Below are 22,449 nucleotides of genomic sequence, written 5' to 3'. Positions count from 1 at the left end.
CTATTGAAGTTTCTTCAACAAACCGCCCGGTACGTTCACGGTTGCCAAACTGTCGGTTTGCAACGCGAGCGTCCCAAAAACATCCCGTTCGGCTTTGAACACCGAACTGTCGCGGGAGGTGATGAGGGCGGTGCCAACCCGATTGGTCGGTTTGGTGTGCAGTTCGCTGCCTTTCTGGTCGAGTACCGTCAGGTTTCCGATGTTGCTATTGGTCAGTAATACACCGGCATTTTCCTGCAAAATCGTCAATTTATCGACATTCAACTGGTTTACATTGCAACTTACTTTCGACGTAATGAGCGTTTGCAACGTGGGCGTCAGAAAAACCGCTACAGGAATGGCATCAAAATGCTGATTGGCCCGGGATTGCCAGGGGGCAGTGGCCGGTTTGTAAGTTACCAGCATCGTATCGCCCTGCGAACGGAAGGTAAACAGCTCTTTCGTTTTTTCTTCAAGGCGAATTTCGGTTGTTTTTCCGCTTTGGACGCTGATCAGTCCCGTGTTGTTGCCTTCCAGTTTCATTACCCGGAACGGTTTCAATTCCATGGATGAAAGGCCATAGAACGGGTCGTCGAAGTCGATTTTATCGTATTCTTTTTTCAGGGCTACGTTCGCACCGATCAACGTCAGCAGACCGATGGTAAAAAGAGCGATGAGGAGTTTATTGCTTGTTTTCATAGCGGTTTTAAACAACTTTATTCGGGTTGAATTCACTTTCGATGAATGCTTTATACCGCTCCTCAATCTCTTCCAGGCTAATGTTTAGCAGGTAAAGGTTGCGGAAAAAGTAGGGTATTTCAGTTTCCAGAAATTGTTCTTTTCGATAGGACTTGATGCGTTCTGCCGCGTCGTCGGCGGCAAAAAAACCAATGCCCCGTTTGTTGTAAAGTATGGCTTTCTGCTGCAGGAAATCGTAGGTCCGCATCACCGTATTGGGGTTGACTTCCAGTTCGGAACCCAGATCCCGGACGGAAGGAATGCGGTCGCCGGGTGGCCATTGGGCCAGGAGAATTCTCTCACAAACGTAGTCGGCGATTTGGAGGTAAATGGCTTTTTTATCCTGAAAATCCATATTAGAGTTCTTTCTCTTTGAAACGTACGTAGGCAATGAACCACAGGAAAGGAATGATCAAGGTCAACAGTGTATTGATCAGTACCCGGGACTGACCCGTCAATTCGACCCTGTACCACCGGCGGTTTTGTATAAAACTCACTTCCTGAAACAGCGTAAGACCGTAGTGTTCGCGGGGCGGAAACAACTGCCGGATGATGAATTCGTTCAGAAACAAGGCGGTTATAAAATACAGCACAAACGCGATAACGGCAGTTTTGACGAAAGGCACTTTGGAAAAATAAATTGATCCAATCAGAAAAAAAGAAGGCGTAATAAGGGTAAGATAACGCAATTCCGGATCCAGGTAGTCGCCGGTTAAATCGAGCAATTCATACCGGGGACTTCCTGCGGGCAGACGCGCGTTGATGATTGAAAATGTAACGCCTTCAACGGTGTAAAAAACGCCCAGGAAAACCGGAACGAACAACAGCAGCATCAAGAAAACCGCTAAATATTTTTCAAGTTGGGAAGCAGGTATGGTTAAAAAAGGAATGCCGCGAACGGGCGTGCTGACCATCCGGAAAGCTTCACTGGCAAACCAGGCACCGGCTCCGCAAAAAATAAAACCAAAAAATATGCCGTGTTTCCGGTAAATCGATTCGTGGAAAACGGAAAGCCGGGTGGTATCCGGCAACAGCATGAGTAACCAGACGCCGACCAGAACCCCGATTCCCAGTAAATAGCTTTTGAGGTGTTCGGACAGATGCAGTTTCACAACCAGGCCGAAACGGTAAAAATTGAAAGTTTGGTTCATGGGTCAGAAAAGCGAGGTGAGACAGGAGACGAAAGACAGCAGGGGGGCGGGAAGGCCCGAAAGGAGCGCAGCCAGCAGGATTTGGAGGATGGGGATGAAGCGCATAGCGGTTATTGGAAAAGATTTTTAATGCCCGCCCGGTTGGTGACGACGGCGTTGAAAAGCCGTTCCAGATCGACTTTGCTGTCTTCCTGTTCCGTGTTTTCCAACACCACCGAATACCCGCGTAATGACGGTTCGGCGTATAACACCCGGTGGGTTTCGGTGACGCTGCTTAGCGAACTGAACAACAGCCGGTCGCCGATGTCGGCCAGGGAATGATTCAGCAGGATTTCGTTTTCGTCGATGATGATGATGCCGTCGATGAGGTGATCCAGATCCCGGACCTGGTGGGTCGAAATGAGCATCAGCCGGTCGGGAGCAAGCGCCGAAGAGACAATTTTCCGAAACTGGCTTTTCGACGGAATATCGAGGCCGTTCGTCGGTTCGTCCATGATCAGAACGCGGGTGTTGGTGGCCAGCCCAAAGCTGATAATGACTTTCTTTTTCTGACCATACGACATCGCCGTGAGCTTCTGATCCGGCGGCACGTCGAACTCCGAGAGGTATTTCCGAAACTGGCCTTCATCGAATTTCGGATAAAATGGCCCCATCGTGTCGATGTAGCGGTTGAGCGAAACCGACGGCAGGTAAATTTCTTCCGGAATGAAATACAGTTCCTGGAAAAACGCCGGTTCCCGTTTGCGGGGCGTAAACCCGGCCACGTCGACGCTGCCCGCCGTGGGGTAGAGCAGGCCCCCCATCAGCCGAAGCAGACTCGATTTGCCCGCGCCGTTTTTGCCCAGCAACCCGTAAATGCTGCCCGGCTGCAGCGACAGATTCAAGTCCTGAAACAGCAGTTTTTTGGGCGTATAGCCAAAGGTCAGGTTTTTGAGTTCGATCATTGTTTTAGTGTACTAAGTATCTAATACACTGCAAAACAGTAAAATTGTATTTACAATGTCAAGCAGGAGTGAAAATATTATTCATTATCGCACAGATTCGACCGGTCGAACGGGGCATTCATCTATGAAATTGGGGCATTCGGCGATTAAAAGGTGATGACTATTTAAAACGGGTCTAACTTGGACGCTTTAAAGCGTCATGCGCTTTAGATAGTTTGTAATAATTGGTTTTATTTTGCACAGTCCCCGGTATTCACCGGGGATTTGTCTTTTTTAATCGATTAAGGACGCGTTTTTTTCGGTACTGAATCAACGATAAGCCGCAGCCCATGTATTTCCAAAGCCGCTCCGAATTTTCACTTTTCCCAGAATTGACGCCGGATTCTTCCCCCAAATAGGCCGATTCAACCGCCGGTTTTCGTCACTCAACCTCTTTTATTTTCCAGAGCCGGTTGCCGGGTGCAACTTTGTTTCAAGCAAACGAAATCAATCCCATTTAAATCGCCGAAGAATCGGTCCACAATCATGAAAAAAACAATCCTGTTGATGCTGGGTCTGGTAGCCGGAACCGCATCGTTCGCCCAAACGTCTCCTTCATCGCCCGTGGCCCAATCGCCCGAAAGCATTTTCCTGACGGCCACCGATCAGAAAATCAAGCTGTTCATTGAACCCAAAACCGCAGCGGCCACCATCCTGATGCGCGATCAGAACGGCCATGTGCTGTATCGCAAAACCGTGGATTTGCAGAATGGTTTGCGTCAAAACTTCGACATCTCGGGACTGGCGAGCGGAGCCTACAGCCTGAGTATCGTGACGGGTAAAACGACCGTTGAAAAACCTTTTGCCATTCAGGAAAAAACCATCGAAAAATACATCACCTTTGGTTCCTGATCTTACTTCGAATGAAGGCACCTGGTTCTGACCCACTTACGATCTGGCAGAAGGGACAACTCGCCCTGAGCATTTTCGTCATCTACTGGCCGATTCGTCTCTACATGAACATCGATCAGATCAGTGGGTCATTCCTGGTGAGCTCACTTCCTTTCTGGGCACTCGAAATACCGCTGACGATCTTCTTCTTCTTCTGTTGGGTTCTGGTCACTGACTGGCTTCAACAACGGGTGTTGCACTGGTTTGGCTCCCGGGCGCTGGTGGAAATGAAGCTTCCCGTTCAGGTTGGTATTCTGCTCGTTGCCAGTGCGCTGGCGGTAGTGTTCAATGGCGGTTTTAATCAAATTCGGGCGGAGATGGCGGATTCGCTCAACCTGCGGTTTCCGCCAGCCGGCCACCGCCCGACCGTCGAGCAATGGCTCCACAACGGTGGGAGCGGAAACCGGAACCAGCGGCAAAAGATGAACAATGGCATTACCGTCATGGCGATGTTGTCGGCGTTCTACCTGGCGGCCAACCGTCGCTCCGGCGCCCGGATGCTCGAACTGGAAATTCAGACCGAACGGCTGGAGAAAGAATCGGCACAGGCTCAGTTTATGGCCCTCAAAAATCAGGTAAATCCCCATTTCCTCTTCAATAGCCTCAGCATTTTGTCGTCGCTGGTCGAAGTGGATGCGAAGCTTTCGGTACAGTTTATCAACCGCCTTTCCAAAGCCTACCGGTATATTCTGGAGCAGCGTGACAACGAGCGGACCCGTTTACGAACCGAACTGGATTTCATCGACGCCTATACCTTTTTACTCAAAATCCGCTTTGATGAGAAGCTTCAGATGGCAATAACCGTTTCGGAAACTGATGCTAACCGGTATGCCATTGCGCCCCTGACTCTGCAATTGCTGATCGAGAACGCGGTGAAACACAACCAGATGTCGGCGCAAAAACCGCTGCTGGTGTCGATTTATACGGAAGGCGATTATTTGATCGTCGCCAATCCCTTGCAGCTTCGTCCGCAGAACGATACCTCGACGGGCGTGGGTCTTCAGAATATCATGAACCGGTATGCCTTGCTGACCGACCGGCCGGTTTGGGTGGGTGAGCAGGACGATCAGTTTGTCGTTAAAATTCCCTTGTTACCATGAACGTGCTGATTATCGAAGACGAAAAGCGGACCGCTCAGCGGCTGGAAAATTTGCTGCACACCTACGACCCGACGATTCAGGTGCTGGCCCAGATCCCTTCGGTTGCCGAAACCGTTCGCTGGTTCGAGACCCATCCGATGGCGGATCTTGACCTGGTTTTTATGGACATTCACCTGGAAGATGATCTGGGATTTCGCATCATCGAGCAGGTGAAATTCACCACGCCGATTGTCTTTACGACGGCCTATGATGAATACACGCTCCAGGCCTTCAAGGCCAACAGCATCGATTACCTGCTTAAACCCATCGATTTCGACGAACTGGTGGCTGCCATCGAAAAATACAAATCGTTCCGGTGGGCGTTTTCCGAACCGGCTCCGCCCTTGCCCGACTTTTCGGCGGTGCTGAACCTGCTGGGACAGGCCCGCCCGACGGCCTACAAAGAGCGGTTTATGATTACGGTGGGTACGAAAATCCGGAGCATCGAAACCGCCACCGTTGCCTACTTCTTTTTTGAAGCCAAAGCCACGTTTCTAACCACCCGCGACGGCCAGAATTTCGCGCTCGAATACAGCCTCGACAAGCTGGTGAGCCTGCTGGACCCCCGGCAGTTTTTTCGGGTAAACCGTTCCTTTCTGGTCAGTTTAGCCGCCATTCGTACCATTCATGCATTTTCCGGGGGCAAATTGAAACTGGAACTGGAGCCGAAAGCACGGCAGGAGGTGTTTGTCAGTGGCGACCGGGTTACGGATTTTAAAGCGTGGCTGGGGCGCTGAAAAAGGGCTTGCTTTCCCATTTCCGGTAGCGGATGTAGCCCCAGATGTCTTTGAAAAATTCCGGGTACAAGGTCGTGCCTACGCTGTAGTAGGTGCCGTTGTAATGCTGGCTGACGTTGGTTTGGAAAACCGAGTAGCGATAACCCACCTGGGCACTCAGACCAATCCAGCGCGACGCCTTCCATTGCCCGTAAACTCCAATTTGGACGGGCATAAAAAAGTCCCAACGGGCATTGCCCCGTAAGGTATCCGTCTGGGTGTCTTGGCGAATGATCGATGCTTTTCCTGCGCCAATCTCGACGGGAATGCTGAACAACCAACGGCGGTTATTGATCGGATTGCCCCAGAACATCAGACTGCCGTAGGCCATATCGGTTTTGGTGTAATACTCGATGTTCAGTCGTTTGGCAGCATTGCGGTGCCAGTTGATCAGTCGCAGATAGGAATTGTAAGACAACCAATAGTAGCCAACCGTCACCTGATGGCGTTTCTCGCCAAACACGATCCCGGTGTTGACGCCCCAGACATTGACCGGTTGCCGGTTGACAAACGAATTCCGAAAATCAAGGTTGAGCGTCCACCGAACCGGATACCGGGTTGATTTGACCACAGAATCCACAGGCGCCTGGATCGCAACGCTTTGGGCGAAACCGACCGTTCCTCTCCACCAAAATAGTCCGCACAGAATCAAAAATGCTTTCATGTCGTCAAGACAAAACCCGCCAAAGTTGGCGGGTCTGTACCGATTCTCTTAAAACATTGCCAAAATATTTTTAAACGGGCGCCAGGGTTTTTGGCCGATAGAACACATAAAAGACGAGTGGAAAGATGAAAAGTGTCAAAAACGTGGCGGTTATCAGACCACCGATGACCACAATCGCCAGCGGTTTGGAGGTTTCGGAACCGATGCCGGTGGAGATGGCCGCCGGGATCAATCCGATGGCCGCCATCATGGCCGTCATCACCACCGGGCGCACCCGCGAGATGACCCCCAGCTTGATCGAGTCGTTGAGACTGAGTCGATTGTGCAGGTTTTTCTTGAAAACCGAGATCAGAATCACCCCGTTCTGAATACAGATTCCGAACAGCGCAATGAAGCCTATTCCGGCCGAAATGCTGAAATTGACGTGGGTGATGAGCAAAGCCGCAATGCCGCCGATGATGGCAAAGGGCACGTTGAACAACACCAGCCCGGCATCTTTGACGTTGCCAAACAGCACAAAGAGAATGAAGAAAATGCCGAGCAAACTGAGCGGAACGACTTGGGTCAGCCGGGCGGTGGCCCGTTGCTGGTTTTCAAAATCCCCCGCCCATTTAATCGAGTAGCCCTGCGGCAGTTTAACGTTGGTCGACACTTTCTGCTGCGCTTCGGCCACGGCGCTGCCCATGTCGCGGCCCCGAACCGAAAACTTCACCGCGCCGTAGCGTTGGTTGCCTTCGCGGTAGATCAGGATCGGGCCGGTCTGGGTGTAAATTTTGGCGATTTCCTTGATCGGAATCTGCGAACCGTTGTTGGTCGGCACCATCAGATTGCCAATTTCAGCTTCGTTGGAGCGGAACGGCTGGTCGTAGCGAATCCGGAGGTCAAACTTCCGTTCACCCTCGTAAATCTGCGTCGCGGCCTTGCCACCAATGGCCATTTCGACCACGGTTTGGGCGTTGGCTTTATCGACGCCGTAAAGTGCTAGCTTCTGTTCGTCCAGCTCGATCCGCAATTCCGGCTGTCCAATATTGCGGATCACGCCGAGGTCGGTAATGCCGTTGACGGTGGCCAGTTGCTTCTGGATTTCGTTGGATTTATGTTCCAATGTGTACAAATCCGGGCCGTAGACTTTGACCGCAATCGAACCTTTGACGCCCGAAACCGCTTCGGCCACGTTGTCCATAATCGGCTGCGAAAACCCGAAATCGACGCCCGGAAAAACCGCCAGCTTTTTCTGCATCTGACTGATTAACTGGGCTTTTGAAATACCGCTTTTCCATTCTTCTTTCGGGAAAATGCTGACCAGAAATTCGATGTTGTAGAACCCCGTTGGGTCGGTGCCGTCGTTGGGTCGGCCGGTTTGCGAAATGACGCCTTTCACTTCCGGAAACTGCTCGAAAACGTGCCGCATTTGCGTGGTCAGTTTGACGGATTCGGGCAATGAAATGCTCATCGGCATACTGGCCCGGACGTAAATCGAGCCTTCATCCAGTTCCGGCAGAAACTCCGTTCCGAGCAATTTGAAACCCGACAAACCCACTACCACGAGACCCAGCGCGAACAACAGGCTCAGTTTTTTGTGGGCAAACGTAAAGCCAAAGGTTTTGGTCGCGTATTTCGTGATGACATTGACCACCGGGTTGTGTTTTTCCCGAACATCTTTTTTCAGTAAAAAACTCGCCAGAACCGGAACCAGCGTCAGGGTGAAAATCAACGCACCCAACAAGGCAAAACCGAGTGTCCAGGCCAGCGGGGAGAACATTTTGCCTTCCACTTTCTGAAACGAAAAGATGGGAATCAGGCAGGTGATGATGATCAGTTTGGAGAAGAAAATCGCCTTGCCCATTTCCGTTCCGGTTTTGCGCAACACGCTGAGTTTAGCCAGTTTATTGAATTTTGGCATGCCGTTGTGCAACGCCATTTCGTCCAGCGTGACAAAGATTCCCTCCACCATCACCACCGCGCCGTCGACAATAATGCCGAAGTCGATGGCCCCCATCGAGAGCAGGTTGGCCGACATGCCTTTCAGCCGCAAACAGATGAACGCGAAGAGCAACGCCAGCGGAATGACGATGGAGACAATGATCGTGGTTCGCCAGTCGGCCATGAACAGGAACACAATCACCGTCACGAAAACGAGTCCTTCAATCAGGTTATGCGTCACCGTGTGCGTCGCAAAATGAATCAGGGTTTCGCGGTTATAGAACGTGTCGATTTGAACGTCTGCCGGCAAGATGCTGGTATTCAGTTCGTTAATTTTCGCTTTGACGTTTTCAATCACCTCGCTGGGGTTTTCGCCCTTGCGCATCACGACGATGCATTCCACGACATCGTTCTGGTTGTCGCGTCCGGCTTGCCCCAATCGCGGTAGTGCTGATTCCGAAACCTGGGCCACGTTGCGCACCATGATCGGTGTTCCGTTGGCATTTTTGATGATCACGTTGCCAATGTCCTGGCTGTTTTTCAGCAACCCGATGCCGCGAACGACGTAGGCTTCTGAATTTTTCTCGATCACATCACCGCCGACATTGACGTTGGAATTGGCGACGGCCTGGTACAATTGCAGGGGTGTAATGCCGTAATCGAGCAACCGGCGCGGATCGACCGAGATTTCGTAGGTTTTTGCTTCGCCCCCGAAACTGACCACATCGGCCACGCCCGGCACGCTTTTGAGCTGACGTTCCACTACCCAGTCCTGCATGGTTTTCAGTTCGCGGCTGGTGCGGGTGCTGCTTTTGAGGGTATAGCGGAAAATCTCGCCGGTTGGGCCGTAGGGCGGTTGCACATCCGGTTTGACGCCATCAGGAATGTCGATGCTGCCCAACAGATTGTTGACCTGCTGACGGGCAAAGGCATCGTCGACACCGTCTTCAAACATGATTTTGACGACGGATAAACCAAACAGCGTGGTCGAGCGGATGTCGGTTTTTTTCTGAACCGAATTCAATCCAATCTCAATCGGAATCGTCACAAACTTCTCAATTTCTTCCGCACTCCGGCCCGGCCATTGCGTGATGATGGTAATCTGGGTGTCGGTAACGTCCGGGAAAGCTTCAATGGGCGTGTTCTGGTAGCTGACAAAACCCGCAACAACCGCCAATGCCGTCAGGAAGAAGATAAAAAACCGGTTCTTCAGCGAGAACGAGATGATATTTTTGATGAACTTGTTCATGTTGTTCAATGAGTGATTTGTGATTGAGCGAATGAGTGAATAAGCTTCGCTGTGATGAGGTCATGAGTAAAACCGCACACCAGCAGCTCACTCAATCGCTCAATCACAAATCACTCAATTAGTTTCCTAAGGCATTGTAAATCAGCAGTTGATTTTGTTTCACGACCCGGTCGCCGGGCTTTAGGCCGCTGTTGAGGTAGGTGATATCGCCGATGGTTTTGAAGATGTCAATTTCGCGCACCACCGGCTGATTCCGGGAGTTGACGGCCACGACGAAATTGCGGCTTTTATCGAACACAATGGCTTTGGCCGGGATGCCAACCCGTTGTTCGTGACCCGCATACTCAACGCGCACATTGGCGAACATTTCCGGTTTCAGCGTAAAATCTGCATTCAGTAATGTCACCCGTACCTTCATGGTTTTGCTCTCTGGATCGAGTACGCTGAAGATTTTATCGATTTTTCCTTTGAAAACCCGGTCGGGGTAAGAGAGTGTCGTGATGGTGGCGTTGAAACCTTCTTTCACGTTGGCCAGATCCGATTCGTAGACGTTGGCCAGCACCCAGACCTGGTCGAGGTTCGAAATCGTGAACAGATTTTCGGGATCATCCGAGCGGAGTTCCATTCCCTGAGCCGCATTTTTTTCAACCACAAAACCGTCAACCGGGGCTTTTACAACATAAATGGAACCCGAACCGCCAAGAATGCTTTTGCGCTCCGCCACCCGATTGACTTCACCCTGAGCGGCTTGCATCTGTTCGCGGGCAGCAATGAGGTCTTTCTGGGCCGTCAAACCGGCTTTCGACATGTCTTCCGTTACCTGAAGGTTTTTCCGGGCGACGGCCAGTTGGCCTTTCGCCGAAATCGCCTGTTGGGCGAGGTCTGCCATGTCGCCGGAACGGATGATGGCCAGTACCTGACCGCGTTTCACGTAATCGCCGAGGTCGGTTTTGACCTCTTCAATGTGCCCGCCCACCAGCGGAAACACTTTCACCACCTTGTCCTGGTTGAAGGTGATTTTGCCGGTCAGGTTCAGTTCGTTGTTGACGGGCAGCAGCCGGGCCGTATCCAGTTTGGCAGTGGCTAATAGGTTGACTTTCTGTGTTGTTGCTTCGTCGGCGTTGTCTTCGGGATTGGCTGAGGACTGGCATCCGGCCAACCCGATCATAAGAAGAAAGGCCGTTAAATACCAAGCCGGATGGGTTGACAATTTCAATGTTTTTAAGAGATGATTCGTGTTCATGATCGTACGGTTTAAAACCGTTGCTTATTTCGTGAATAGGGTAGTGCCGACGGCAAAATTGAGTTCTTCCAGACTTTGCATGCGGTCGTTTTGCAGTTGGTTGTATTGAATCTGGCTGGACTTGAAGGAGTCGAAGAAGTCCAGAAATTCGACCACGTCGATGTTTTGTTTCCGGTAATTGGTCGTGACGCCTTCGATCAGTCGGCTAAAGTCGCCGTTGAATTTCTGGTCGAATGTGCGGTACACCTGATCGGTTTGCTGCACTTTTTTAAACGCCCGTTGCACATCGCTTTCGACCTGAACTGTGTAGGCATCCGTGGCCTGCTGGCTGCTCTGCGTCCGGATGGCAGCGGCTTTGATGTTGCCCTGATTTTTGTTGAAAACCGGCAGATTGATGCCAACGCCGATCCCCACGTAGTTTGGAATGTAGCCCGCATTGCGATCATAAGTGGCCTGCACCGACAAATCCGGAACCGCTATGGCCTTCTGCAACGCCAGATTCTGCTTTTCCTGAATGGCCTGGTCCCGGAACGCTTTCAAATCGTAGCGGTTTTCTTCAGCGGTTTTAATCAGCTCATTCAGATTGAGTTGACCGACGGCAGGCTGAACGGCCTCCGTATTTTCCAGCACGGGTTTTAGGGTGAGTGAAGGGCTGGCATTCAGTAAGACAGCCAGATCGGCCTGGTCGTCGGTCAATTTCCGGAGCAGTTGCTGGCGCTCGGAGGTTAGATTGAACAGGTAGGCTTTCAACCGGGTCAGGTCTTTCAGCGGCACATTGCCTTTGTCGTATTGCTGCTGAAACAAGCTGACGGTTTGCCGGAGCGTGCCGGTTTCCTGTTCGTACACCTGGAGCGCCTGCTGCGTATAATACAGGTCGTAAAACGTGGTTCGTAACTGGTAGTTGAGCGTCCGCAGCAAGTCGTAAAACCGGTCGTTGGCCAGCTCGGTATTGGTGCGGGCAATCGCGAGTTGTTTGTTCCGTTTGCCAGCCAGCAGCAGCAATTGCTGCAATTGAACGACCTGTTCCGAATTCCGCTGCCGCAGCGGCATCACCTCCTTCGTTTGGGCGTTGTACGGCATTTGTTCAACGTAGAGGCTCGGATTGTTCCAGAGTTTCGCCTGAAACTCGTAGGCCTGGTTTTCATGGATGCCCAGTTTGGTCGCCATCAGTTGCAAATTGTTCTGACGGAACTGTGCTTCGGCCTGGGCGAGCGTCAGTCGCAGGGTATCGCTTTGTGCAAACGAAACCGTTGGACAACTGACCAAGCACCCAAACACGAAAAGAAGAATCCTTTTCATGATGAATGGTATGTGTGTTTTAAGAGCGTACTGCGCCGGATGGCGGTAAAGAATTGGGAGGCACTGGGGCAAAATCAGCCCGGAGATTTTAAACCGAAGGAATGCGTAACGAGCAGAATAACAGGTAATACGGCTGGGATAACCCTGCCCGTTTGGTAACCGGAAGCCGCAAAATGGGTTGGAGCAGCACCAGCGCCATCAGCAAACCCGGCAAAGCAACCGGAAGCGACGGCAGAAAATCGGAATTGACGCGCAGCGAAGTTTGCTCGTCTTCGTCCTGAACCAGAAAAACGGCTGAGTCGGGAATCGGATGGCTTTTGTGGGCATCCCGGAGAACGGAGGTCTGGACGTTTGGCGCTGCGGTAAAAACCGTTTCGGCTACCGCCGGGTAGACCCGGAATAGTACCGCCCAAATCAGGCTGACCGTTAGCGTTATGTGGTGGATAAGACCCATTGTCTGGCTTTGCTTGCGACAAACTAAGCCCGACGGGATTTAAAGCGAATGAAATTTTTGTTAAAAGGGCGTTAAAAATACCCTGTTAGCGGTCGAAGACTCTGACAGCGGTATTTTTAACGCCCTTTTACGTCTTTTTGAATAGGCGGTTTTAGGTAAAATGCCGCTTTTAGAGGTTTTAGGGTATTTTAATTCGGATTTAACTTGCCTCCATTCACCGTTATCACTCGCGAAACGCGATCGACAACGGTGAATTTTAAAATGCGGATTGTATTTTGCCCTGGCGGGGCATACTGTCAATAGTTAAATTATGCCGTCAATAGAAAAAGCTCCGGCGGAGCGTCCTGAAAATAAAGGACGCTCCGCCGGAGCTTTGGAATTTTCCAGCGTTGTTGTTCTATTGACAGAAAACTCCGCCGGAGTTATTAAACGAATCGGTTACCGGAACTTCAGCGTCGTTCCGATCCGGAAACCGAGTTTCTGGTACTGCCAATCCTGCCACTGCGAAATCACCTCCACCCGGAAAAAGGGAAAAATGCCCGGAATCAGGCCGTCGAGGGCGTAGCCGACTTCGGTGTAATTTTTGGAATGGGGGGTGCCGAGGTAGTGGACAAACAGGTTTTCTTTCAAACCCGTCAACCGAACGAGCGTTAGTTGGGTAATCAGGAATTTGCGGTATTCCATCAGCACGTGGCCTTCCACAAACCGCTTTCCGGTGCTGTACTGATAATACGGTAACATCCGGAAAATGGACGTCGGATCGCCCTGTTGCAGGAAAAATTCGTTGCCCTGGAAATGCTTGAAATCCGGGAAAAACACGGCTTTGTCGTTCAGAAAACCACCCGCCGACACATTATAACTCAGGCGACTCCGAATACCGGTTTCGAACGAATGGCTCAGACCGGCTTGGACAAAATCATAATCCACATCACTAACTTCGGTATTGCCGGAATTGAATGGAATCCCTTTTCGGTAGTTCAGCGTCAGTTCGGGGCTGTTGTTGCGACTCGCCACGCGCCGACCGTTCCGAATCCGGTAGCGGGTAGCCGCCAGTTTTCCCGAAACCGCCAGATTGAGCGTCAGCGCCTGATTCACCGGAAAAGCCGCCGAGCCCAGTTCGGCGTTGTTCGGCCGGTTGGGGCTGTAACTGAACTGATTCCAGTCGATCCAGGGTTTCAGATTTTCCTTGTAATTCGCCAGTTCCGTTCGTTCGGCGTATTCCAGACTCCCGGAAACCGTGATCCGGTTCTCGAACGGACGGGCCGAAATGCCCAGACGCAGGAAATCACGCTGGTAAAACTTGGCGTAATTTTTTTCGAATAACAGGGAGGTTATCGAGTTGAGGAACGGACTAATGGGTTCATTGGGATTAAACTGGTTTACCCAGCGTCCGCCCATGAGGCCTATGCTGGTGTTTTTGTAGTTGTAGCTAAGTCCGCCTGTTCCCACCAACCGCTTCATGCCAAACTCGTAGCGCCCCGCCCCGCCAATCGTCAGGTCGGGCGTCGGTTTGTTCACTACCCGTCGGCGGGTGGAGTCGCGTTGCGGAGTTCGGAGGAAATACCGCAGTCGTAGTCCCATATCAAAGGTGTAACCTTCCACGGTGTTGTAATAAATTTTCTGGAGCGGGCTGTCCCAGGTCAGCGCCGTCCGTTTGCTGAAATTCCAGGTGTTGCCCGAAATCAACTGGCCGGGTTTGAAGGTTTTGCTCGACCGGTTTTTCTTCGTTGAATCCCGAACGGCTTTGGTGCTGTCTTTCTGCACTTCAATTTTCCGAACAATTTTCAGGCTATCCCGCTTAACGTAACTGATCCGTTCGGCCGAGGTCAGCGGAACCGTCCGCAGGGAATCCCAGAACGCGTTGCTGCGTTTACCGGCCAGTGAGTCGACGACCGTGGAGTCGTTGCGGGAAACTTCCACTTCTTCCTTGCGTTCTTTCTTGGCCTGGTATTCCTGTTTTTCGTATTCTTTCAGCAATTTTTTGAAATCTTTGGTCGAATATTCCTTCTGTTTGGCAATCTTATCCTCCAGTTTTTGCCCTTTTATGTCCTTGTTGGAGAGTGAAACCGCCGGTTTTTCAAACTTCTCGTCCACAATTTTAACATCCTCCACAAACGCCGGATTGACTTTCAGGCTATTGAATGTCTGGCTGATAATGAATTGAGCGTTGCCGGCTGCCCCCATGATCTTGCCGTCCAGGTTATACCGCTGATTGACCGGTAGCCAGACGTTTTGCACCGGGCTGTAAACCTGCCGAATTTTGATGTCGAAGCCCAGCGGATTGCGGGTTTCCAACTGCAAACTGTGAATGGCCCACGTGTTTTCGATGATGAAAATATACCCCCGAAAAACGCCTTCGCCATAGGCCCGCGGGTTGACCTGAATCTTGCTGACGTCGATACCGCGCTCGCTGAATGTGCCCTGGTATTCAAATTTGTAGTAGGCAAATGCTTTCGGCGACAGGGGCGAAACCGCGTTATTGACCTCCGGGCGGTAGAAACTCGTCAGGAAATAATCGCTCACCGAAATGTTGTCGCCCATCGAATTGCGGGTCGCCATCAGGCGGTAACGGTAGGTATTGGGCTGTTTGAACGTCACTTCCGACACCGATTCGTATAGCATCGGAACGCCGATTTTAAAACCTTCTTTTTCGGCTTCCTTCAACTGTTTCCGGTACATGAACTGCATCGGCAGATCCGTAATCGTGAAGGTCGTTTTGGTATAGGCTTTGGCCGTGTAACTCATTACCTGCAATTCGTGGTAACGGGCTTTGGCAATGGCCCGGCGCATGATGCTGTAGGCCGGGTCTTCCTTGCCCTCGCGGGCCTGCACTTCCTGCAGGCGAAAGGCCTGTTCCTCCATGGTCACGTCGACAGTTTGCCAGTCGCTGCCGATTTCAACGGATTTTTCCTGCGCCTGAAAGCCTAAGTACTGGAAAACTACGCTGTATTTGCCCGGTTTTAGCGGTACTTCATACCGGCCTTCCGAATTGGTAATGGCCCCGCTCGACGTCCCCTTGACCACGATAGCCGCGTAGGGAAGCACCTCGCCTTTAGTCGTTTTGATCGTCCCCCGGATGCCCTGAGCCGGAACCAGTTTTATAAAATAAAGGATGAAAAGAATCGTAAGCGTGTATTTCATAAGTATACGGTAAGCAAACGGAGTGGAAAATAACCATTCTGCCCCACGGAGGCAACCTCTTTGTAACGGTTTTTTCGGCAGACAGCGGTATATGTAGCGATCTATTTTCCTGCAAGATGCCGAAATATAGCCTACCGTTGCTCACCAGAGCGGAAAATCCGTATTTTTAACGAATAATAACATTTCACTTCATCCATGCACCACCGTCTCCTTTCGCTGTTTTTAGTCCTTTTTTCGGCCTGCGGTTTAGCCGCCCAACCGCTTTCCCCTTCCACCATCCTGAACGAGCGAGAACGCGCGCGCGTGATCGATGAAATCCTGGAAGATCGCTTCAACAACCTGCTGCCTCAGTTGATGCGCCGGGAGGGCATCGATATGTGGGTGATTATTTCGCGGGAATACAACGAAGACCCGGTTTTGAAAACCATGTTGCCCAGCACGTGGCTGTCGGCCCGGCGCCGGACGATCATGGTTTTTTTCGATCAGGGGGGTGATAAAGGCGTGGAAAAACTGGCCATTGCCCGCTATGATGTCGGCAATCTGCTCAAAGGGGCCTGGGACATCGACGTCCGGCCCAACCAGTGGGATGCACTCGTGAAAATTATTCAGGACCGCAAGCCGAAGAAAATCGGGCTAAACTTCTCCAAAAACTACGCTCATGCCGACGGCCTGACCTTTACGGAACACGGTGAGTTTCTGGAAAAATTACCGGCTGACGACCAGAAAAAGCTGGTGTCGGCGGAGAAGCTGTCGGTTGGCTGGCTGGAAACGCGGACGGAGAAGGAAATGGCCATTTACCCGCTTATCTGCCGGTTGTCGCACCAGATTATTCAGGAAGGCTTTTCAGAGCAGGTCATACAGCCCGGCGTCACCACGACCGAGGATGTGGTGTGGTGGTTTCGCCAGCGGATTACCGAACTGGGCCTGGAAACCTGGTTTCATCCGACGGTGGATGTGCAGGGGAGTGGGGCGCCCAAAGACTTCGATCACCTCAAAACCTTCTCCAAACGCCCCGCCGGTCAGGTGATCATGCCGGGCGATCTGCTGCACGTCGATTTTGGCATTACGTACCTGCGGCTCAATACGGATCAGCAGCAACATGCCTACATTTTGCGCCCCGGCGAGACCGAGGTACCGGAAGTGTTGCGCAAGGCCTTTCAGCAGGGAAATCGATTGCAGGACATCCTGACGGAACGGTACAAGGCCGGAAAAACCGGGAATCAATTGCTACTGGAAGCCCTCGAACAGGCAAAGAAGGAAGGCATTCGGGGGACAATTTATACGCATCCCATTGGTGTTCATGGTCATGCGGCTGGCCCGACCATCGGGATGTGGGATCAGCAGAGTGGGGTTCCCGGCTCGGGCGATTATCCACTGTATGCCAATACCGCCTATTCCATTGAACTGAATGCGGCTGTCGATGTGCCGGAGTGGAAGAAAACCGTGCGGATCATGCTGGAAGAAGACGGTTTTTTCGACGGACAGAATTTTCGGTATATCGACGGTAGGCAGATCGAGATTTTTACCATTCCCCGCAAATTATCGTATGTCAAATAAGGCTATTGGCCGTGAGCAGGATTTTTGTTTTAAAGTGATCTTTTGAAGGGTTAATTTGATTTAAATGCAGTATGTTTTTTTGCATTACCAGACTGTTAATTCTTTAACTACATTCGTAATCATTCATTACGAATGCACAGGATTGAATGATAGAATACAAGATTCATTCTTGCGCAGGCAAGAATAAATAAAGATTTGACCGTGGTTAATCAGTGCCGATTTTAACGAATTTTTTTCGACAGCCCAGGCATCGGTAGGTACGGGTGGGAACATAAAAAAGAAGGCTTTTCACCAGAATGGAGCGGGGAACACGCTCTGCCGCCGACTGATCCCGACCGCAATGGGGGCATTCTTTCGTTGTCGTAAATCTACGGGAGATGGACATGACGTTCAGCGTCATGGATAAAAAAGATAAAGTTTTCATGGCACGTTTCGTAATGTATCCCTCAAGATACAGAATACGGTGCTATTGAGACTACCTGACCCCGCAGATAAACCGTAAAATCTTGATTAGTTTTTAGAAATTCCTCATTCCGTTCAATGTTGGTGAAAATAACTAGTTAAAAGTACTTAACGTGTTAAACTATTTGCTGTTATTTACACCGATATGTACTAACCTTCAGGTTAATAGGGGTAACTATCAGACGCATTAGTTTTTGGAAAAGAAGGCATAAAAAAAGAGTTACCAGTCTTTCGACTCATAACTCTTAATTCGTAATTCTAACTTCCTTATGCCAGTCGGTTGATGCAGTTCAGGTCTTCGAAAGCCACTTTCAAACGGCTCACCAGACTTTCTTCGCCCTTGCGCAACCAGACGCGCGGATCGTAGTATTTTTTGTTCGGAGAATCGGCACCTGCCGGGTTTCCAAGCTGACCCTGCAAATAAGCCTTGTTGGCTTCGTAGTAGTTTTTAACCCCTTCCCAGGTAGCCCACTGAATGTCGGTATCGATGTTCATCTTGATGGCACCGTAGCGGATGGCTTCCCGGATTTCTTCCCGGCTTGAACCCGATCCGCCGTGGAAAACGAAGTTGACGGGCAGCGGGCCGGTACTGAATTTTTCCTGAATATAATCCTGCGAATTTTTCAGAATGATCGGCGACAGCTTTACATTGCCCGGTTTGTAAACACCGTGAACGTTTCCGAAAGCTGCGGCAATGGTGAAATTCGGAGAAATCTTCGACAGTTCTTCGTAGGCATATGCTACTTCCGAAGGCTGGGTATACAGTTTCGAATCATCGACGTCCGAGTTATCGACGCCGTCTTCTTCACCTCCCGTTACGCCCAATTCAATTTCAAGCGTCATGCCGATTTTGGCCATCCGTTCGAAATACTTGGCGCAGATTTCGATGTTCTCTTCGATTGGTTCTTCCGACAAATCGAGCATGTGTGAGCTGTACAACGGTTTTCCGGTCTGGTCGAAATGCTTCTCGCCCGCTTCCAGCAGTCCGTCGATCCAGGGCAGCAATTTCTTGGCGCAGTGGTCGGTATGCAGAATGACGGGGACACCGTATAATTCCGCGATGTTATGAATGTGCAGGGCTCCGGAAATCGAACCGGCAATGGCCGCTTGCTGATTGGTGTTCGACAGGGTCTTTCCCGCGTAGAAAATACCACCACCGTTCGAGAACTGGATGATAACCGGCGAGTTGACGGCTTTTGCGGTTTCCAGCACAGCATTGACGGAGTTGGTCCCGACAACATTGACCGCCGGAAGCGCATAGTCATTTTCGTTGGCATGACGGAAAATTTCGGTGACGCCTTCGCCCGTTATCACACCGGGCTTAAATCGGCTGGCTACTTCGCTCATAGTCAATAGGAATAAAATAGATTGCGTAAAGAAAAAATAGACTGATTTCGAGATGGTTAACTCATAGCGAATTCAGACTGCAAAGTACGATTTATTTTCTGAAAAGTAGTTTCGCGGAGTTGAGCGGAGGTAAGCAGAGTCGAGCGGAGTAGTTTTTTTCTCTGCTTATCTCTCTTTTACTCCGCTCAACTCCGCGAAACAACCGTATCTTCTTTACCTTTGAAAACGCCCTTTGCCTAACTCATGCAGCTCTCAAAAATTACCGTACTTCTTCTTGCTCTCAGCAGCAATTTTACCCTTTCTGCTCAAACCGACAGCATTTCCTGTTCCTGCCAACAGCTTGCCAGACAGACGTTTCCGGGAGCCACCATCACGATGGCCGAGTGTGTAGCCGCCGGAACGTTCAAAATGCCGGGCAGTGGCGTGGCCGTTCCCGATTTGCCCGCTTTCTGCCGGGTGGCTGCCACGCTGAAACCTACGCCCGAGTCGACTATCCGCATCGAGGTGTGGCTTCCCCAAACCGGGTGGAATGGCCGGTTTCTGGGAACCGGTACGGGCGGAGGAGCTGGCAGTATCGCCTACGGTGCCCTGGTGAATGGCCTGAAGCGCGGTTTTGCGACCACCAACACCGACATGGGAACCTCCCCAAATGCGAATGAAGCCGTGGGGCACCCCGAACGCTGGGCGGATTTTGGTCACCGGGCCACGCACGAGATGACTAAAACCGCCAAAGCCATCACCCAGGCCCACTATAAAAAGCCGATCCAGCGTGCCTACTTCGCGGGTTGCTCGACCGGAGGGCAGCAGGCACTCATGGAAGCACAGCGGTATCCGGACGATTATGACGGTATTTTAGCGGGTGCACCCGCCAACAACCGTACCCATTTGCACACCGGTTTTGTCTGGAATTACAAGGTGACCAATCAGTTAGCGGGAAGTGCGTTTCTGCCGAAAGAGAAGATTGCGCTCATCACCCAGGCGGTGGTGAAAGCCTGTGCCGGGAAGGATGGCGGAGCGCCCGGCGATAATTTTCTGACCGACCCCCGGGCGTGCCGGTTTGATCCCGAAACGCTTCCCAAATGCCCGGAGGGTACCGACAATGGCACCTGCCTGACCAGCACGCAACTGACCGCCCTGAAACAAGTATACGCCGGACCAACAAACCCCCGAACGGGTGAGCGAATCTATACACCCCTGCCACTCGGGAGCGAAAACTCGTCGGCCGGACTGGAATACCAGCAGAATCCGAAACAGGCACCGGGTTCGCTTTTTTATCAATACAAATGGGTATTTGGCCCGAATTTCGATTACAAAGTATTTGATTTTGACCGCGATCAGGACCGGATGGATTCGGTGTTGGCCCCCATTCTGAACGCCAACAATCCCGATTTGTCGTCCCTGAAAAAACGCGGAGGCAAGATTTTGATGTATGCCGGAACCGCTGATCCGCTCGTTCCGTATCAGGATGCCGTCACCTACTACGAGCGGGTGGTGGAAGCGCAGGGGGGCGCAAAGCAGACCACTGACTTTTTTCGGTTTTTTTTGATACCCGGTATGGCACACTGCGGGGGAGGGCCGGGCCTGAACGACTGCGGGCAAAGTCTGGCGCTGACGGTTCCGCAGGACCGGGAGCATGACATTTTGACGGCCCTGATGAACTGGGTGGAGCAGGGAAAGGCTCCGGATGAATTGATCGCTGCGGCTTATACCGGTGGCGTCGCCAGCAACGGCGTCCGGTTTCAACGCCCGATTTACCCGTATCCCAAACTGCCCACCTACAAGCGGGGTGACCCAAACGCTCCAGCCAGTTACCGGGGCGTCGCCTACCCCAAACGAGCGGTTCTGAGCCCGGCAAAGAAATACTTGAGGTAGCTAAGTTGTTTCACAGAGTTAATCAGAGGAAATCAGGGTTAAACGGAGTTATTAATTTTCTCTGATTAACCCTGATTTCCTCTGATTAACTCTGTGAAACAACCCTCATTTCCGGTAATCCAGCGCCGGTTTCCGGTCGCCTAGCAAGGCTTCGTATTTGAAAGCTGCGCCACCCCGGGCTTTTTCCCAGTCGGTGTGGGCTTTTTGAATCAGGGTTGGATCTTTGAAGAGGTCGATGGCGGTGAGCGACAGCGATTTAGCCGCAACAATCATGCCTTTGACGCCAATGCTTGTGCCGCTTGATGCCACCGCCTGCCAGCTATGAGCGGCCGTTCCGGGAACCCAGGTGGCTGCCGATAGACCGACCGTCGGAACCACCCAGCTCACGTCGCCCACGTCCGTCGACGCGCTGCTGAGAAGGTCGTTATTCGAGAAGGGTGAAACCGCTGCGGCTTCTCCCGGTTTCCGAATAGAGCCAAATGAGGCCCCGAACGATTCGCCCAGCTTCTCGGCAAATTTGGTTTCCTCCGGCGTGTAGGTGACGCCCCCCACCAGACTGAGGTTTTTGTGCATCTGTTTCGCCAGGGTTTCTACAGGCAACAGATTGTAGACACCACCGATGATTTCGTATTCCATTTTGGTTTCCGTACCCATACCGGCTCCTTCGGCGGCTTTCACCATGCGCTTCCAGACGTCCTGCAAAATCGTCCGGTTTTTATGCCGGACATAATAATAGACTTCCGCAAAATCCGGCACGACATTCGGGGCTTCACCGCCTTTGGTAATGACGTAATGCACCCGCGTATCCGACGGAATGTGTTCGCGCATCATGTTGATCATGTAGTTCATCGATTCCACACCGTCGAGGGCCGACCGCCCGCGATCGGGCGACGCGGCTGCGTGGGCCGCAATGCCCCGGAAGCGGAATTTGGCGGTGATGTTGGCGAGCGAGGTCGATGGGTCCGCTCCGTTGCGGTCGGCGGGGTGCCAGTGTAAAACCACGTCTACATCGCTGAACAGGCCGTCCCGCACCATGTAGACTTTCCCCGAACCGCCTTCTTCCGCCGGGGTTCCGTAGAGCCGGATGGTGCCGCCTTTGCCGGACTTCTGCAACCAGTTTTTCACCGCAATCGCCGATGCGACCGAACCGGGTCCGAACAGATTGTGTCCGCAGGCGTGTCCGGCTTTTTTGGTGTCGAGCGGTTTTCGGTCCGGCGTGGCATCCTGCGTAATCCCCGGCAGGGCGTCGTATTCCGCCAGAATACCGATGACCGGTTTGCCACTTCCGAAGGTGGCGACAAAAGCCGTCGGAATACCGGCAACGCCCGATTTTACCGAAAAACCTTCTTTGGTCAGTTCTTCCTGCAACAAGGCCGAGCTTTTCTGTTCCTGGTATCCCACCTCGGCCCAGTCCCAAATCTGTTTGGAAAGTGTGCCGTAGTGGGCCGATTTGCTGTCCAGTCCCGCCAGAACTTCCTGTTGCTCTTTGGTCAGGGTCGATTGGGCGAGCAGGGCCGTAGGAAGCCAACCCAGTCCGAAGACCAGCAGCCGGAAAAGCGGTTTTTTTTGCATGACAAGTCA

18 protein-coding genes are annotated in these 22,449 nt (G+C 51.8%); 5 read left to right on the top strand and 13 right to left on the bottom strand.

Features of this window, described 5'->3' with window-relative positions:
- The 4 genes from F0P93_RS05610 to F0P93_RS05595 form a co-directional block, all read right to left on the bottom strand.
- The gene (locus F0P93_RS05610) at positions 1-678 is read right to left on the bottom strand and encodes a hypothetical protein (protein ID WP_150875291.1); all 678 of its coding nucleotides are present in this window, start codon (positions 676-678) and stop codon (positions 1-3) included.
- Between the two features lie 7 nt (positions 679-685).
- Positions 686-1,072 carry a GntR family transcriptional regulator gene (locus F0P93_RS05605; protein ID WP_150875290.1) on the bottom strand — a complete coding sequence of 129 codons (387 nt, stop codon included), beginning with the start codon at positions 1,070-1,072 and terminating at the stop codon, positions 686-688.
- A gap of 1 nt (position 1,073) precedes the next feature.
- Positions 1,074-1,868, bottom strand: coding sequence for a hypothetical protein (locus F0P93_RS05600; protein WP_150875289.1), 795 nt, complete (start codon positions 1,866-1,868; stop codon positions 1,074-1,076).
- Positions 1,869-1,978: 110 nt separating this feature from the next.
- Entirely contained in the window at positions 1,979-2,812 is an 834-nt protein-coding gene (locus F0P93_RS05595; RefSeq protein WP_150875288.1) for an ABC transporter ATP-binding protein, read from the bottom strand.
- A 525-nt stretch (positions 2,813-3,337) separates the two neighbouring features.
- Between F0P93_RS05595 and F0P93_RS05590 the strand changes: the two genes are divergently transcribed.
- Genes F0P93_RS05590 through F0P93_RS05580 form a run of 3 tightly spaced genes read left to right on the top strand, consistent with a single transcriptional unit; the run spans position 3,338 to position 5,618 of the window.
- Complete coding sequence (locus F0P93_RS05590) at positions 3,338-3,703, top strand: T9SS type A sorting domain-containing protein (RefSeq protein WP_150875287.1); 366 nt, start codon at positions 3,338-3,340, stop codon at positions 3,701-3,703.
- Positions 3,704-3,714: 11 nt separating this feature from the next.
- A complete protein-coding gene (locus tag F0P93_RS05585) occupies positions 3,715-4,842 on the top strand; it encodes a sensor histidine kinase (RefSeq protein WP_150875286.1) in 1,128 nt (375 codons plus the stop codon).
- On the top strand, positions 4,839-5,618 hold the full coding sequence (locus tag F0P93_RS05580; RefSeq protein WP_150875285.1) for a LytR/AlgR family response regulator transcription factor: 780 nt from the start codon (positions 4,839-4,841) through the stop codon (positions 5,616-5,618). Before F0P93_RS05585 ends, F0P93_RS05580 begins: the two co-directional genes overlap by 4 nt.
- On the opposite strand, the gene F0P93_RS05575 is transcribed toward F0P93_RS05580, so the two are convergent.
- From F0P93_RS05575 to F0P93_RS05550, 6 genes are all read right to left on the bottom strand, one after another.
- Positions 5,596-6,321, bottom strand: coding sequence for a hypothetical protein (locus F0P93_RS05575; protein ID WP_150875284.1), 726 nt, complete (start codon positions 6,319-6,321; stop codon positions 5,596-5,598). The genes F0P93_RS05580 and F0P93_RS05575 overlap by 23 nt on opposite strands.
- Before the next feature lie 70 nt (positions 6,322-6,391).
- On the bottom strand, positions 6,392-9,493 hold the full coding sequence (locus F0P93_RS05570; RefSeq protein WP_150875283.1) for an efflux RND transporter permease subunit: 3,102 nt from the start codon (positions 9,491-9,493) through the stop codon (positions 6,392-6,394).
- Between the two features lie 118 nt (positions 9,494-9,611).
- Positions 9,612-10,736: an efflux RND transporter periplasmic adaptor subunit gene (locus F0P93_RS05565; protein WP_150875282.1), complete on the bottom strand. Its 1,125-nt coding sequence runs from the start codon at positions 10,734-10,736 to the stop codon at positions 9,612-9,614.
- Between the two features lie 24 nt (positions 10,737-10,760).
- Positions 10,761-12,035, bottom strand: a complete 1,275-nt coding sequence (locus F0P93_RS05560) for a TolC family protein (RefSeq protein ID WP_150875281.1) — start codon at positions 12,033-12,035, stop codon at positions 10,761-10,763.
- A gap of 88 nt (positions 12,036-12,123) precedes the next feature.
- Entirely contained in the window at positions 12,124-12,489 is a 366-nt protein-coding gene (locus F0P93_RS05555) for a hypothetical protein (protein ID WP_150875280.1), read from the bottom strand.
- Between the two features lie 438 nt (positions 12,490-12,927).
- A complete protein-coding gene (locus tag F0P93_RS05550; RefSeq protein WP_150875279.1) occupies positions 12,928-15,630 on the bottom strand; it encodes a DUF5686 and carboxypeptidase regulatory-like domain-containing protein in 2,703 nt (900 codons plus the stop codon).
- Between the two features lie 195 nt (positions 15,631-15,825).
- Between F0P93_RS05550 and F0P93_RS05545 the strand changes: the two genes are divergently transcribed.
- Positions 15,826-17,187 (top strand): M24 family metallopeptidase, encoded by a 1,362-nt coding sequence (locus F0P93_RS05545; protein ID WP_150875278.1) that lies wholly within the window; start codon positions 15,826-15,828, stop codon positions 17,185-17,187.
- Positions 17,188-17,392: 205 nt separating this feature from the next.
- Here F0P93_RS05545 and F0P93_RS05540 read toward each other — a convergent pair whose 3' ends face one another.
- Both F0P93_RS05540 and fbaA read right to left on the bottom strand, forming a co-directional pair.
- On the bottom strand, positions 17,393-17,611 hold the full coding sequence (locus F0P93_RS05540; RefSeq protein ID WP_150875277.1) for a hypothetical protein: 219 nt from the start codon (positions 17,609-17,611) through the stop codon (positions 17,393-17,395).
- A gap of 305 nt (positions 17,612-17,916) precedes the next feature.
- Positions 17,917-18,996 (bottom strand): class II fructose-bisphosphate aldolase, encoded by a 1,080-nt coding sequence (gene fbaA / locus F0P93_RS05535; protein WP_150875276.1) that lies wholly within the window; start codon positions 18,994-18,996, stop codon positions 17,917-17,919.
- 243 nt (positions 18,997-19,239) lie between these two features.
- Between fbaA and F0P93_RS05530 the strand changes: the two genes are divergently transcribed.
- Positions 19,240-20,868 carry a tannase/feruloyl esterase family alpha/beta hydrolase gene (locus F0P93_RS05530; protein ID WP_150875275.1) on the top strand — a complete coding sequence of 543 codons (1,629 nt, stop codon included), beginning with the start codon at positions 19,240-19,242 and terminating at the stop codon, positions 20,866-20,868.
- Between the two features lie 105 nt (positions 20,869-20,973).
- Here F0P93_RS05530 and F0P93_RS05525 read toward each other — a convergent pair whose 3' ends face one another.
- On the bottom strand, positions 20,974-22,440 hold the full coding sequence (locus F0P93_RS05525; protein ID WP_150875274.1) for an amidohydrolase: 1,467 nt from the start codon (positions 22,438-22,440) through the stop codon (positions 20,974-20,976).
- Between the last annotated feature and the right edge of the window lie 9 nt (positions 22,441-22,449).

Origin of the sequence: Larkinella humicola (assembly GCF_008727875.1) — a bacterium.
GTDB lineage: Bacteria > Bacteroidota > Bacteroidia > Cytophagales > Spirosomataceae > Larkinella > Larkinella humicola.
The sequence above is the reverse complement of the archived record's forward strand: the minus strand, read 5'-3'. Positions and strand labels throughout refer to the sequence as shown.